This window comes from Streptosporangium minutum (assembly GCF_002149035.1).
GTDB lineage: Bacteria > Actinomycetota > Actinomycetes > Streptosporangiales > Streptosporangiaceae > Streptosporangium > Streptosporangium minutum.
On the sequence record NZ_NGFP01000035.1, the window covers coordinates 1 to 12645 of the forward strand.

13 protein-coding genes are annotated in these 12645 nt (G+C 72.0%); 10 read left to right on the top strand and 3 right to left on the bottom strand.

The annotated features are described in order from the left end of the window. The first annotated feature begins 332 nt into the window (after positions 1 to 332). The 8 genes from CA984_RS10520 to CA984_RS10555 all read left to right on the top strand — a co-directional run bounded on the left by CA984_RS10520 (position 333) and on the right by CA984_RS10555 (position 7602). Positions 333 to 776: a VOC family protein gene (locus CA984_RS10520; protein WP_086570731.1), complete on the top strand. Its 444-nt coding sequence runs from the start codon at positions 333 to 335 to the stop codon at positions 774 to 776. A 4-nt stretch (positions 777 to 780) separates the two neighbouring features. After that, complete coding sequence (locus CA984_RS10525; protein ID WP_086570733.1) at positions 781 to 1734, top strand: pyridoxamine 5'-phosphate oxidase family protein; 954 nt, start codon at positions 781 to 783, stop codon at positions 1732 to 1734. Continuing rightward, on the top strand, positions 1734 to 1925 hold the full coding sequence (locus tag CA984_RS10530; protein WP_086570809.1) for a ferredoxin: 192 nt from the start codon (positions 1734 to 1736) through the stop codon (positions 1923 to 1925). Before CA984_RS10525 ends, CA984_RS10530 begins: the two co-directional genes overlap by 1 nt. Then, positions 1922 to 2347, top strand: coding sequence for a nuclear transport factor 2 family protein (locus tag CA984_RS10535; RefSeq protein ID WP_086570735.1), 426 nt, complete (start codon positions 1922 to 1924; stop codon positions 2345 to 2347). Before CA984_RS10530 ends, CA984_RS10535 begins: the two co-directional genes overlap by 4 nt. Before the next feature lie 94 nt (positions 2348 to 2441). Beyond that, the gene (locus tag CA984_RS10540; RefSeq protein WP_086570737.1) at positions 2442 to 2939 is read left to right on the top strand and encodes a (2Fe-2S)-binding protein; all 498 of its coding nucleotides are present in this window, start codon (positions 2442 to 2444) and stop codon (positions 2937 to 2939) included. After that, positions 2936 to 5545 carry a xanthine dehydrogenase family protein molybdopterin-binding subunit gene (locus CA984_RS10545; RefSeq protein WP_086570739.1) on the top strand — a complete coding sequence of 870 codons (2610 nt, stop codon included), beginning with the start codon at positions 2936 to 2938 and terminating at the stop codon, positions 5543 to 5545. Before CA984_RS10540 ends, CA984_RS10545 begins: the two co-directional genes overlap by 4 nt. Then, positions 5542 to 6429 carry an FAD binding domain-containing protein gene (locus CA984_RS10550; RefSeq protein ID WP_086570741.1) on the top strand — a complete coding sequence of 296 codons (888 nt, stop codon included), beginning with the start codon at positions 5542 to 5544 and terminating at the stop codon, positions 6427 to 6429. The genes CA984_RS10545 and CA984_RS10550 overlap by 4 nt, the downstream gene beginning before the upstream one ends. 243 nt (positions 6430 to 6672) lie before the next feature. Then, on the top strand, positions 6673 to 7602 hold the full coding sequence (locus CA984_RS10555) for an SRPBCC family protein (RefSeq protein ID WP_086570743.1): 930 nt from the start codon (positions 6673 to 6675) through the stop codon (positions 7600 to 7602). A 99-nt stretch (positions 7603 to 7701) separates the two neighbouring features. Here CA984_RS10555 and CA984_RS10560 read toward each other — a convergent pair whose 3' ends face one another. Both CA984_RS10560 and CA984_RS10565 read right to left on the bottom strand, forming a co-directional pair. Next, positions 7702 to 8838 carry a CU044_5270 family protein gene (locus tag CA984_RS10560; RefSeq protein WP_086570746.1) on the bottom strand — a complete coding sequence of 379 codons (1137 nt, stop codon included), beginning with the start codon at positions 8836 to 8838 and terminating at the stop codon, positions 7702 to 7704. Then, the gene (locus tag CA984_RS10565) at positions 8835 to 9374 is read right to left on the bottom strand and encodes an RNA polymerase sigma factor (RefSeq protein ID WP_086570748.1); all 540 of its coding nucleotides are present in this window, start codon (positions 9372 to 9374) and stop codon (positions 8835 to 8837) included. Before CA984_RS10565 ends, CA984_RS10560 begins: the two co-directional genes overlap by 4 nt. Before the next feature lie 312 nt (positions 9375 to 9686). On the opposite strand from CA984_RS10565, the gene CA984_RS10570 reads away from it, so the two are divergent. Continuing rightward, a complete protein-coding gene (locus CA984_RS10570; protein WP_086570750.1) occupies positions 9687 to 10508 on the top strand; it encodes an NAD(P)H-binding protein in 822 nt (273 codons plus the stop codon). Positions 10509 to 10784: 276 nt separating this feature from the next. Here the strand turns inward: CA984_RS10570 and CA984_RS10575 are convergent, their stop codons facing one another. Beyond that, the gene (locus CA984_RS10575; RefSeq protein ID WP_086570752.1) at positions 10785 to 11321 is read right to left on the bottom strand and encodes an RICIN domain-containing protein; all 537 of its coding nucleotides are present in this window, start codon (positions 11319 to 11321) and stop codon (positions 10785 to 10787) included. Positions 11322 to 11501: 180 nt separating this feature from the next. Between CA984_RS10575 and CA984_RS10580 the strand changes: the two genes are divergently transcribed. Continuing rightward, complete coding sequence (locus CA984_RS10580; protein WP_086570754.1) at positions 11502 to 12638, top strand: AfsR/SARP family transcriptional regulator; 1137 nt, start codon at positions 11502 to 11504, stop codon at positions 12636 to 12638. Positions 12639 to 12645 lie beyond the last annotated feature (7 nt).

Here is a 12645-nt window from a genome sequence, read left to right on the forward strand (position 1 = left end):
CGCCCACACGCCGTACGGCCCGCTCCCGCATACCCGCACGGCGGTTCCGGCACCGCATAACCGTACGGCCGTACGGCGTACCCACGCGGCCGTACGGTCGGTCCCCATACCCGTGCGGACCGCGTCGGCGGCAGCCGTACGGCCGCACCGGCGGACCCCGCAGGGCCGTACGGCGGCTCCGGCATGCGGCGTTCGGACGGGCGGGGCCGTCGCAATTCTCTCCACAGTGATTCATGTCACATTTTTCTAACGCCAAAAATCCCATGGCTCCGTTAGATTGTCCCCAAGAACCTAACGGGCGAATCCGTTGGGAACCGTGACAGGGAGATGAGATGACCTTCCAGACCGGCCATGTCGGCCTCAACGTCTCCGACCTCGACAGGTCCAGGGACTTCTACCTGAAGATCTTCGGCTTCGAGGTCTTCGGCGAGTCGGCCGACCCGGACCGCCGCTACGCCTTCCTCGGCTCCGACGGCAACCTGCTGCTGACCCTCTGGCAGCAGAGCGAGGGCCGCTTCGCCACCGGGGTGCCGGGGCTGCACCATCTGTCCTTCCAGGTGCCGGACATCGAGGCGGTCCGCCGGGCCGAGACCGTGATCCGGGAGCTCGGCGCCACGCTCCACCACGACGGCGTGGTGCCGCACGGCGAGGGGGCGTCCTCGGGCGGCGTGTTCTTCGAGGACCCGGACGGGATCCGGTTGGAGATCTTCGCGCCCAGCGGCGCCGACGAGCGGCCCGCCCCGACCGCTTCCGCCCCCACCTGCGGCTTCTTCTAAACCCATGAGGCACGCGGGAGAGCTGGCCGTGCAGCGGCGGGCCGGGGTGCGGGCCGGGGCCTGGGGCTCGGCCTCGGCCAGGCCGGAGATCCCGGCCACCGCCGCCGCGTTCCTGGCGCGACAGCGGATGCTGCTGATCGGGGCCGAAGGCCGGGACGGGCGGCTGTGGGCGAGCGCGCTGACGGGGGCGGCGGGGTTCGCCGAGGCCGTGGACGAGCGGACGATCGTGATCGAGGCGGTCCCGGGCGAGCACGATCCGCTGGCGGGGCTGACCGGCGGCGAGATCGGGATGCTCGCGATCGAGCCGCTGACCAGGCGCAGGATGCGGGTGAACGGCACGGTCCGGCGCGACGGCGGGCGCCTGACCGTCCGCACCGAGCAGACATACGCGAACTGCCCCAAGTACATCCAGACGCGGGACATCTCCGACGAGCCCGCCGCCGCCTCTCCCGCGGCCGCCTCGGCCACCCGGACGCTCACCGGCGAGCACCGGGCGTGGATCGAGAGCGCCGACACCTTCTTCGTGGCCACCCGGGCTCCGGATCTCGGCGCCGACCTGTCCCACCGGGGCGGCAACCCGGGATTCGTCCGGGTGGCCGGCCGCCGGCGGCTGGTCTGGCCCGACTACGCCGGCAACTCGATGTACATGACGCTCGGGAACCTGGAGCTCGACGAGAGCTGCGGCCTGCTCTTCCTCGGCTGGGAGAACGGCGAGGCGCTGCACCTGACCGGGCGGGCCCGCGTCGACTGGGATCCGGGGGACGTCCCGGGAGCGCAGCGGCTGGTCGAGTTCGAGGTGGACCAGGCCGTCCACGTGCGGGGGGCGAGCCCGTTGCGCTGGGCGTTCGACAGGTACTCCCGCTTCAACCCACCGGTCCGGTCCGCCCCCGCGGAGGCGGGGGCCGGCGCGGTGGAGAGCGGCAGGGATGGTCAGGATGGCCAGGAAGGGGAGCCGTGATGAGGGTCTTCGTGGATCGGGCGCTGTGCCAGGTGCACGCGCAGTGCGTGTTCGCCGCGCCCGAGGTGTTCGAGCTGGACGACGACGACCGGCTCGTCCACGTCGCCGAACCGGACGACGGATTGATCGACGCGGTCGAGGAGGCCGCGCGGGCCTGCCCCGTGCAGGCGATATTCCTGGAGGAAGCATGAACTTCACCGAGGAGACGGCCAGGGCCAAGGTGCAGGCCGCCGAGGACGCGTGGAACACGCGGGACCCCGACCGGGTCGCGCTCGCCTACACGCCCGACTCCGTCTGGCGCAACCGGGACGAGTTCGTCACCGGCCGCGAGGAGATCAGGGAGTTCCTCACCCGCAAGTGGGCCAGGGAGCTGAAGTACGCGCTCCGCAAGGACCTGTGGACGTTCGGCGGCAACCGCATCGCCGTACGGTTCCAGTACGAGTGGCACGACGCGGACGGTCAGTGGTGGCGCAGCTACGGCAACGAGCTGTGGGAGTTCGCCGACGACGGGCTGATGCGGCGTCGCGAGGCGAGCATCAACGACGTCCGGATCGACGAGGCGGACCGCCGCATTCTCGGCGACCGCACACCGAAGGAACTTCCACTGGCGTGATACCAGGGGGTTGACCGGGCACAACAGGGGCGTACGTTCACTTTTGTTGGCTCTCACTTCTCCTATGTCCCCTGCGGATGTTCTTGGAGGACGTATGCCCCGAATCACCGTCACCGTCGACGGAGTCACCTATGAGGAGGACGTCGAGCCGCGTCTCCTCCTCGTCCACCTGTTGAGGGATCGGCTCGGCAAGACGGGGACGCCCGTCGGCTGCGACACCAGCAACTGCGGCGCCTGCACCGTGATGCTCGACGGCAGGAGCGCGAAGAGCTGTTCCGTGCTCGCCGTACAGGCCGACGGGAGCGACGTCGTCACGATCGAGGGCCTGGCGCGGGGGGACGAGTGGCACCCCATGCAGAAGGCCTTCCACACCGAACACGCCCTGCAGTGCGGATACTGCACCCCAGGCATGATCATGGCCGCGATCGACCTGCTCAGGGACGACCCGGACCCGTCTGAGGAGGCCGTCCGCGAGGGGCTCGAAGGCAACCTGTGCCGGTGCACCGGTTACTGCAACATCGTCCGGGCGGTACGGCTCGCCGCCCAGGAGATGTCCCAGGCCGGGGAGCGGCGGGAAGTGCGGACGCCATGAGCGAGCAACTCGACGCCGGCCTGATCGCCGAGCGGATCGCCGAGAGCGACCAGCTCGGCGAGCCCTCCGGCGCGCACGAGGTCGGCCGGGCCCGCAGGCGCAAGGAGGACGCCCGGCTGGTCACCGGCCGGACCACCTGGACCGACAACATCCAGCTCCCCGGGATGCTGTACATGGCGTTCCTGCGCAGCCCGATGGCGCACGCCCGGATCACCCGGGTGGACACCTCGGCCGCGCGGGCCCGGCCGGGCGTGGTCGCGGTCTACAGCGGCCGGGACCTCGCCGGCGAGCAGGGCAGCCTGCCGTGCGCCTGGCCCGTCACCGATGACATCGTCATCCCCGACCACCCGCCCATGGCGGTGGAGGAGGTCCGCTACGCCGGCGAGGCGGTGGCCTGTGTGGTCGCCACCGACCGCTACAAGGCCGCCGACGCCCTGGAGGCGATCGAGGTCGACTACGAGCCGCTCGACGCGGTCGTCGACATGACCGAGGCGCTCGCCGAGGGCTCCCCCCTGGTCCACGAGTCCGGCAACCGGGCCTTCACCTGGAAGTTCGCCGGGGGCGACATCGACGCGGCGTTCCGCGACGCCCCAGTGGTGATCGAACGCACCTACGTGCAGCAGCGGCTCATCCCGACCGCGATGGAGCCCCGCGCGGTCGTGGCCACCACCGACGGCGACGGCTTCACCCTCTACTCCGCCACCCAGATCCCGCACGTGCTGCGGGTCATGCTCGCGCTGACGACCGGCATCCCCGAGCACAAACTGCGCGTGGTCGCCCCCGACGTCGGCGGCGGCTTCGGCTCCAAGCTCCAGGTCACCGCCGAGGAGGTGCTCAGCCTGCTCGTCACCAGACGGCTGGGCAAGCCGGTGAAGTGGACCGAGTCGCGCTCCGAGGGCAACCTGACCGTGCACCACGGCCGCGACCAGCTCCAGCGGATCTCCCTGGCGGCCGAGCGGGACGGGCGCGTCCGGGGCGTCCGGGTGGACCTCCTGGCCGACATGGGCGCCTACCTGATGCTGGTCACGCCCGGCATACCGCTGCTCGGCGCGTTCATGTACAACGGCATCTACAAGATCGACGCCTACGACTTCACCTGCACCGGCGTCTTCACCACCAAGATGCCGACCGACGCCTACCGGGGCGCCGGCCGCCCCGAGGCCACGTTCGCCATCGAGCGGGCCGTGGACGAGCTCGCGCACGAGCTCGGCCTGGACCCCGTCGAGGTACGGCGCCGCAACTGGATCACCCACCAGGAGTTTCCGTACGACACGATCTGCGGGCTGACCTACGACTCCGGCAACTACGAGGCCGCCACCGAGAAGGCGCTCGCGCTGTTCGGCTACGACAAGCTCAGGGCCGAGCAGTCCGACCGGCGCGACCGGCGCGACCCGGTGCAGCTCGGCATCGGCGTGTCGACGTACACCGAGATGTGCGGACTGGCGCCCTCGCGCGTGCTGGGCTCCCTCAGCTACGGCGCGGGCGGCTGGGAGCACGCCTCCGTCCGGATGCTGCCCACCGGCAAGGTCGAGGTGGTCACCGGCACGAGCCCGCACGGGCAGGGGCACGAGACGGCCTGGAGCCAGATCGTGGCCGACGCGCTGGGCGTGCCGTTCGGCGACGTCGCCGTGCTCCACGGCGACACGGCGATCTCCCACAAGGGGATGGACACCTACGGCTCGCGTTCGCTGGTCGTGGGCGGCGTGGCGGTCCTGGCGGCCTGCGAGAAGGTGAAGGACAAGGCCCGGCGGATCGCCGCCCACATGCTTGAGGCCTCCGCCGACGACATCGAGTTCTCCGCCGGGTCGTTCACGGTGCGGGGCACGGCCGAGGGGAGGACGATCCAGGAGCTCGCGCTGGCCACCTTCGCCGCGCACGACCTCCCCGACGGCGTCGAACCCGGCCTGGACGCCGACGCGACCTTCGACCCGGACAACTTCTCCTTCCCGCACGGCACCCACCTGTGCGCGGTCGAGGTGGACACCGAGACCGGCGCGTGCGCGATCCGCTCCTACGTGGCCGTCGACGACGTGGGCTCCGTGGTGAACCCGCTGATCGTCGAGGGGCAGGTGCACGGCGGCATCGCGCAGGGCATCGGCCAGGCGCTGTTCGAGGAGGCGGTCCACGACACCGAGGGCAACCTGCTCACCACGACCATGGCCGACTACCTGATCCCGACGGCGGCCGACCTGCCCGATTTCACCACCGACCGCACCGAGACCCCGGCGACCAGCAACCCGCTGGGCGTCAAGGGCGTCGGCGAGGCCGGCACGATCGCCTCGACCCCGGCCGTGGTCAACGCGATCGTGGACGCGCTGCGCCCGTACGGCGTGCACGACGTGCGGATGCCGTGCACGCCCGAGCGGATCTGGCGGGTGGTCTCCGAGGCGGGGCCGCCGGCGTCCGGATCCGGAGCCAGAGCCGGCGCCGCGTCGGCCGAGGCACCGGCAGGGACATCCGCCGAGGCGCCCGCGTCCGCACCCGGCACCGCGTCCGCACCCGGCTCCAGGTCCGGGTCCGACTCCGGGTCCGGGTCCGGGTCCGCATCCACGCGCGCCCCCGGGTCCGGGGAGGCCACGTCCAGCTCCGAGGGAGGCGCCCGATGATCCCCGCGGCGTTCGACTACATCCGGCCCGCCTCGCTGGAGGAGGCCTGCCGCGTGCTCGCCGAGGCCGACGCCGCCGGTGACGACGTCAAGGTGCTGGCCGGCGGCCAGTCCCTGCTGCCTCTGTTGCGCCTGCGGCTGGCCTATCCGGCCGCGCTGGTGGACCTCGGGCGGCTGCCGGAGCCACGCGGCGTGGAGGACCGGGGCGACCACGTGTTCGTCGGCGCGCTCACCACGCACGACGAGGTGCTGCGCTCCGGCGTGGTCAGGGAGCAGGTCCCGCTGCTCGCGCTGGCCACCGCCACGGTGGCCGACCCCGCCGTACGGCACCGCGGCACGTTCGGCGGGTCGATGGTCCACGCCGACCCCGCCGGCGACCTGCCCGCCGTCGCCCTGGCGCTGGACTGCGTGTTCGTCGTCAGGTCGAGCGAGGGAGAGCGGGAGGTCCCGGCCGCCGAGTTCTTCGTCGACTACCTGGAGTCCGCGCTCGGACCCGGCGAGGTGCTGCTCGGCGTCCGGGTGCCCAAGCTCGGGCCCGGCTGGGGCTTCCACTACGAGAAGTTCCACCGGACCGCGCAGGCCTGGGCGATCGTCGGCGTGGCGGCGGCCGTACGACGAGAGGGGGGGACCATCGGGGAGGCGCGGATCGCGCTGACCAACATGGGCCCGACACCGGTGCGGGCGCGGGCGACGGAGGCCGCGCTGCGCGGCCTGAGCCCCGCGCCGACCGGTGACGGCGACGGCGCGCGGGACCAGGTCAGGGACGCCTGCGGCCAGGCGGACTCCGGCACTTCGCCCCCGGCTGACCTGCACGCCAAGCCCGACTACCGCCGCCACCTGGCCCGGGTGCTGACCTACCGGGCGGTCAGGGCCGCGAGCGGCTGAGCCGCGTCCCACCGGCCGGGAACCCTCCGGCCGGTGGGCGGGCATCCGTGCCGCTCGGGAGCTCACCCCCCCCGGCCGGTGGGCGAATATCAGCGCCGGCCGGAAGCTCACCACCCGGCCGGCGGGCGGGCGTCCGCGCCGGTCAGAAGTTCAGCTTCCGGCCGGTGGGGCAGGCAGAGTTGTGACAGCCGCCGCGCGCGGTCGTAATGTCGCAGAAGCGGCCGATCGACAAGGAGCGGATCGATGGCGATGCGATTCGAGCACGAGTTCACGGTTCCGGTGCCGGTCGAGCAGGCGTGGTCGGTGCTGCTCGACGTCGGGCGGGTCGCGCCCTGCCTGCCGGGGGCCGCCCTCGACACGGTGGAGGGCGACTCCTTCACCGGCCGGATGAGGGTGAAGGTCGGGCCCATCACGGTGACCTACCAGGGCGAGGCCACGTTCGAAGACGTGGACAAGGACGCCCACGCCCTGACCATCAAGGCTTCCGGCAAGGAGACGCGGGGCGCGGGGACGGCCGGCGCCACGGTCGTCGCCCGCCTGCACCCCGCGGGCGCGGAGACCCGGGTGACCGTCGAGACCTCGTTCAACGTGACCGGCCGCCCGGCCCAGTTCGGCCGGGGGGTGATGGCCGAGATCGGCGGCAAGCTGATCGACAGGTTCGCGGCCAACCTGGCCGAGCTGCTCGGCGAGGGCCCGGTCGCGGAGCCGGACGCGCCGCCGGCGAGCGTCTCGCCCTTCCCCTCGCCGGTCCCCGCGCAGGGCACGGCCGAGCAGGTCACCGCCGGCGTGGAAGACCGGCCGGGATCACCGGACACCACGGGCGCCCCGGAACCCACAGTCCTCAGGGACACCTCGGAGGCCCCGGGCCTTACAAGCACCCCGGGCACGGGGGGTGAGGGCTCCGGCGGGTCCTCCGGGCGGCACGAGCCGGTCCGCCACCTCACCGCCGTGCCCTCCTCACCCGAGGGGGCCGCGGTGGAGAAGGCCCTCGGCCTGGACGCCCACCCGGCGGGCACCTCCCGCACCTCCCTCACCCCCGAGGAGGAGGCGCTCGACCTGATGGAGATCGCGGGCCTGCCCCTGCTCAAGCGCGTCGCCCCGCTGGCGGCCGCCGCGCTGACCGGTATCGTCCTGGCGGGCTGGCTGATCCGCCGGACCCTGCGCCGCCGCTGAGCCGGCCCGTCTCCACCGGCCGTCATACGCGTCTCATCCGTGGCGCCGGTACGGCTGAGGCCTGCGACAGGGCTTGAGGCCGACATGTGCGCGGCCGGTTCAGCGCAGGCACTCCTCCTTCTGATCCTCCTTCTGATCCGGCCCGCAGCCCTCGGGGATGACAGGCTCGTCGTCGGTCCAGCCGAGCCTTTTGATCACCATGGACATGTAAACGATGCCCGGCGGGATGTTCCCCTGGTCGGCGGTCGGAACGGGCAGCACGTCCTGGGTCGCCAGCAGGTCGCCCGTCTCCCGGTCGATGACGATCTGCTCCTCCGACTCGCCGTCGGCTCCTCCGCGCAGGATGGCCACTCCCACCCGCCCTTCGACGTCCCGGATCCCGTCCGCGACCCGGACCCCGGGCAGCCCCGCGAGCATGCGGTAGACGGCCGCCCGGGTTCCCGGGGTGGTCGGGGCGTCCAGGAGGAGACGCTCACCCAGCCCCCACAGCCAGTAGTCCTGCTCGGGGAGCTTCACCTGCGCCGAGGACGTGGACTGCGTGTCCTTCATGGCCTCCCGCGCGGCGGGCCAGTACGACAGCAGCTTCTCCTTCAGCTCCGCCGGGTCATGGGGCAGGTCAAGGATCTCCCTCACACTCAGCTCCGTGGTCGACTGTTCAAGGCCCTCTTCCTCACTGCTGACGACATATCTGGTCTTCCCCATGGGAATCATGTCGTTCTGGCAGTCGGTGTCTGATCCGCAGAGCCGGGGCGAGCCCGCCTTCTCCCACTCGGCCCTGTCGGCGGCGGTGAAGGGCCGGGTGTCGAGCCCGCTGAACACCATGACCTTGTTCCGGTCGATCCCGTTCCACAGGACGTCTCTGACGCGGTCCTCGGCGACGAACTCGCGTCCCTCGACGCTGATCCGCTGTCGGTAGACCTGTTCCATCTCCCTGCGCCAGTACCGGTCGCCGGTCGCCTCCTGCCGCCGGGCCAGCCGGTCGACGGCGGCGGAGAGCACCTCCTCGGCGCTCGTCTGGGTCACCGTGGCGACCGGACCGCCCCCCAGCCTGGGGACGACCGCGATCGCGCCGATCACGGCGACGGTCGCGGCCGACGCGACCAGGACCCCCGTCCACGCGGAGATCCGCCGGCGTCGCCCGCCGTTCAGCACCCTGGCCCTGGCCTCGGCGACCTTCCCCGGGTCGGAGGACGGCACATCCGGCATCACGTCGTCGATGAGCTTGAACTCGTTCATCGGATCTCCACTCCCAGCGACTTGTGCAGCTTGGCCCTGGCCCGGCTGAGCCGGGAGGCGACGGTGCCGTAGGCGATCCCGAGCGCCTCGGCGACCTCGTCATAGGTCAGCCCGCCGTAGGCGACGAGCAGCACCACGTCACGCTCACCCTTGGACAGCCCCGCCAGCGCCCCCGAGAGCCGGCCGACCGTCACCCCCGCCGCGACGCGGTCGACGACCCGCTGGTCGTGGCCGTCGTCGTCGGGTGGCGGCCCCGTCCTGGCCAGCGCCCGGTAGCGGCGCAGCTCGGCCCGGCGGTGGCGGCCGATCAGGTTGGTGGCGATGCCGTACAGCCAGGGCCGGATCGCGCCCCGGGCGGGGTCGAACCGGCTGCGCCGGCGGAAGGCGATCAGGAAGGTCTCGGCGGCCAGGTCCTCGGCGGTGTCGAGATCGAGCCGCCGTCCGATGTAGCGGCGGATCTCCTCGTAGTGCGCGTCGAAGACGGTGCCGAACCGCTCGGAATCGACGACCGAGGCGGCGTCAGGGACAGCGATCATGCAAGGGTCTCCCCTGCCGGAAGGATCAGGACATCCCTTCTTGCCCGATGGTCGCACCACCCTTCCCTGCTTTCCCTCCCTGCTTTCGAGTCAGGACCTGTCCCCGGACATCGCCGGAGCCCGACCGTCGTGAAGCGCCTCCTGACAAGGCATGCAAATTGCACACCGAAGACCGTGCAATCCCGGTGTCCATGCACTTCATCAGTGCATGTCAGGAGGTGCGCCAGACACTGGCAGGCAGCGGACGCCGGGGAGCACGATTGACTCCGGCCCCCCATCATGCCGTTTCACGTATAACTGGAGTACATCACCATGACTTTCCTCGTCACCGGAGCCACGGGAACCGTCGGCCGCCTCGTCGTCGCCGAGCTGCTCGAAGCCCGGCAGCAGGTGCGTGCGCTCACCCGGAACCCGGCCAAGGCCGACCTGCCCGCGGGCGTCGAGGTGGTCGGCGGCGACCTGGGCGACCCCGGCACCCTGGGCCGGGCGTTCGACGGCGTCACCGGCGTCCACCTGATCAACTTCGCCGGTGACGACTACGCGCCCCTGCGGCACGGCGAGCAGATCGTGGAGCTGCTCGCCGAGGCGGGCGTCAAGCGGGTCACCGTGCTCGGCGGGCGGGTGGACGGTCCGCTGGAGACCGTGCTGGCCGCGAGCGAGCTGGAGTGGACGCTGCTCAACCCGGTGGAGTTCATGTCCAACACCCTCAAGTGGTGGGCCGACGGCGTGCGCTACCAGGGCGTCATCCGCGAGCCGTTCGGCGGGCGGCTCAGCGCGATGGTCCACGAGCGCGACATCGCGGCCGTGGCCGCCAAGGTGCTCGTCGAGGGTGGACACGGTGGGCGCACCTACACGCTGACCGGCCCCGAGGCGCTGCGCACCACCGAGAAGGTCGAGCGGCTCGGCGCGGCGATCGGCAAGGAGATCGGCTTCGAGGAGCTGACCGAGGCGCAGGCGCGTGAGATGTGGGCCGGGTTCGGCATGGGGCAGGAGACGATCGAGTTCCTGATCGACGCGCTCGGCAACACCCCGGAGGTCGGCTACACCGTGGTGCCGACCGTCGAGGAGGTCACCGGGCGTCCGGCTCGGTCCTTCGCCGAGTGGGCGCGCGAGAACGCCGAGTCGTTCCGCTGAAGCCAAGGCCACATGTCCATGACAGATGAGGGACGGCCGTCCTCGGCGACGGGGTGCGGCCAGAACTCGTTGGTGACCAAGGCCCCTCGAAGATCGAGAAGTAGGGCCAAATCGGTCCGGCGGATTCCAGCTTTTCCGAATCAGGCCCTGGCCCGTACGGGCCAGGGCCTGTCCCCGGACGTCGCCGGAGTCCGAGACCGCCGGAGGGGGGAGGGGCGGCGCGGCGACCGCACGGTCTCGGACGCCGTCACCGATCCACGGCCCGGCGGGGGTGGGTCAGTCGCTGAGTGACCACCTCTGCCCGGCCCCGCCGTCGCACTCCAGCAGATGGATCTCGGTGGCGGGGTTTTCGAGGGTGGCCGGGTCCGCGGACAGGCACTTGTCCGGACGGATGCGGCTGTGGATGGTGTCGTCGCCTGGCATGTCCCACTTCTGCCGGGCCTCGTCGTCGCACTCCAGCAGCTGGACCTTCGTGGCGGGACTGTTGAGGGTGGACGGATCCGCGGACAGGCACTTGCCCGGCAGGATACGGCTGTGGAGCGTGCCGTCGTTCGTCATGTACCACTTCTGCTGGGGCTGTTCGTTGCACTGCTCCCACAGCCGGATCTGCGTGGCGGGATCTTCGAGGGTGGCCGGGTCCGCGTCCAGGCACTTGCCCGGGAGGATCTCGTTGCGGACCGTCACGTCGACGTCGTCCGCGCGCGCGGGCCCCGTGTCCCCCAGGGCGGCGCCCGTGGTGAGGAGGGTCAGCGCCGAGACGGCGGTGGCGGCGGCGATGCGCGCGGAGCGGTGACGTGCTGTGAGCCTTCGCATCTGGACCTCGTTCCTTCTGTCGCACTTAGCGGAAAGGCGCGGAGTGCCGGGCAACGGGGTGTCCGGCAGGGGAAACGGTGCCAGGAGCCGCTGTCGCGACGGTCACCTTACAGTCACTTATTACTCACACAGCGTCATCAACAGGTGACCGAACGCCAAGGATAAGTAACATAGCGTGACGTGACGGATGCGCAGCGGGAGAACCCCCCGCCGGGGCCGGGTTTCGAGTTCGGGGTCCTGGGACCGCTCAAGGTGCTGCACGACGGCGATCCCGTGGCGATCGGAGCGGCCAAGCAGCGGGTGCTGCTGGCCTCGCTGCTGATCGACGCCAACCGGGTCGTCCCCGCCGAGACGCTGACGGCCCGGCTGTGGGGGGAGACCCCGCCCGACGGGGCCCGCAACGCCCTGCAGAACCACGTGATGCGGTTACGCCGCGTGCTGGGCGGCGCCGGAGGGAGCGATCCGGTGCTGACCCGTCCGCAGGGCTACCTGATCGGCGTGGCCGACGGGGCGGTCGACCTGCACCGCTTCGACGTCCTGGTGCGCCGCGCCAGGACGGCCGTCGCCGCCGGTGAGGCGGAACAGGCGTCGGCGCTGCTGCGGGAGGCACTGGGGCTGTGGCGCGGGCAGCCGCTCTCGGATGTGCCGTCGGAGCTGTTGCAGCGGGAGGTCGCGCCGGCGCTGGCCGAGCGCCGGTTGGGCGCGGTCGAGCTGCGCATCCAGGCGGACCTGGCCCTGGGGCGGCACGGGGACGTGCTCCCGGAGCTGCGGGAGCTGACCGCCGCGCACCCGCTGAGGGAGCGGTTCTGGGCGCAGCGGATGCTGGCGCTGTGCCGGTCGGGACGCCAGGGCGAGGCCCTCCAGTGCTATCGCGCCGTCGGCGAGCTCCTCTCGGAGGAGCTGGGCATCGACCCCGGCGCGGAGCTGCGGGAGCTGCACCGGCGGCTGCTGGCCGCCGATCCCGCCCTCGCCGGCCCGGGTCCGACCGGCGGCGGCGCACTCCCCCTCCCGGGGGCGCGCGCCGGTGACGCGCGGCCGGCCGCCGGCCTTCCCGCCGAGCTGACGACGTTCGCCGGGCGCGAGCGGCAGCTCGCCGAGGCTCAGCGGCTGCTGACGCAGGCGCGGGACCGGTTCCGGCGGGGCGGCGAGATCGACGACGTCCACACGGCCACGACGATGCGGGCCATGGCCGCGGCCCTCCTCGGCGCCTGGGCCCACATGGCAGCCTTCGAGCACGGCGTCCGTACCGAGGACGTCATCGGCCTGGCCCCGGGCGGGAACCCGGTCAGCGGGGGACCGCCGGTTGGGAACCAGTAAAAACAGC